A 1384-nucleotide genomic window follows, 5' to 3' on the forward strand; every position below is an offset into this window, starting at 1 on the left:
ATTTTATCTCCATAAGGCAAGGTGCCTGTAAACATTTCATAGGTAATGGTTGCTAGCGAGTAGACGTCCCCCTGGATCCCGGGGTTATGTCCGCGTAGATAAAGCGGGTCTGAGTAGCCAGCTGTACCCAAAACGCCATCAGGAATAATCGGGCTCACGCACTCAGACAAACCGGCAACAAATACTGACCCGAAGTCCAACACCAAGGCCTTGCCCTCTTCAGTCACCATAATATTTCCGGGCTTCAAGTCTTGATGTACCGCCTCGTTTTGATGAAACGCTTTTAAGCCCTCTGCAACTTGTTTAACGATATTGATAGCAAGCTTTGGACTCGGTGGCTGGTTCTTTCTCAGCCATTTATCTAAGCCCTCTCCCTCGACATACTCCATGAGGTAATATAGAAAACTGCGCTTGCGGTCTTGTCGAATAATCTTGACCACATTAGGGTGCTGTATGCGAATACCTATCCATTCTTCCTGGATAAACCGGTCAATATAAGCGGTATCTTCCTCAAAGTTTGGTGAGGGCGTCTTCATCGCCAACAGCTCGCCTGACACTTCATCTTTTACTAGATACAACTGGCTTCGACTCGAAGCAAATAACTCTTTTTGGACGACAAAACCATCCAGTTTCATACCCTTTTCTAAAGCTGGCGGGAAAGGTAGGCGTGTCAGTTTCGCACTATAATCATCAAGGTTTTCGAAAGGCAGCTGTTCAACAATACCCACAACGGCACTGATATTGTCATCGGTTTCGCCTTCTCGTGCCAAATCTAGAAATTTGTCCGCGATAAACTCAGCCGGCTGGTCCATCGCCAGCGTTTCGATTATTCTCGCTTCCTCGATAAAGTCATGTACACCATCACTACACAGCAATAAGCGATCACCGGCTTCAAGAGGAATTCGCCCATAATCGAGGTGCAAGCGATTATCCATACCGATGGCGCGAGTAAGAAAAGTTTTACCGCCGCCTAAAGAAGCGACATGATCAGTAGTACATTGGGCGAATTCGCCTTCTCTCAGCAAAAATATTCGACTATCGCCAACATGAAAAAAGTGCGCGGTACGACCTTTGATGACGATGGAGCTGAATGTAGATAAGTAACCTTTAGTATCAGACGAGAACTCGTGACTCTTACGAAAAAGCTTGAGGTTAATCGTTGATAGAATCTGCTCTCCGCACTTACTGACTGACCAGGTGTCAGGCGTCTGGAAATATTCCTCAATAAAACGTTCAACAGCCGTATGGCTTGCTTCGCGCCCCGCTTCAGCTGATGAAACACCGTCGGCAACGACGAGTGCACAACCTTTATTGTTAAGCAGATAGCTATCTTCTGGAACCTTGACGCCAGCCGAGTCTTCATTGATCGGTTTTATACCGGCGT

The 1384-nt window shown here is 46.7% G+C and carries 1 protein-coding gene; it reads right to left on the reverse strand.

Annotation, left to right across the window (positions count from 1 at the left end; all coding sequences use genetic code 11):
• On the reverse strand, positions 1–1384 hold a 1384-nt coding region (locus A3729_RS15410; protein WP_068634045.1), incomplete at both ends, for a bifunctional protein-serine/threonine kinase/phosphatase.

Source organism: Oleiphilus sp. HI0043 (assembly GCF_001634935.1).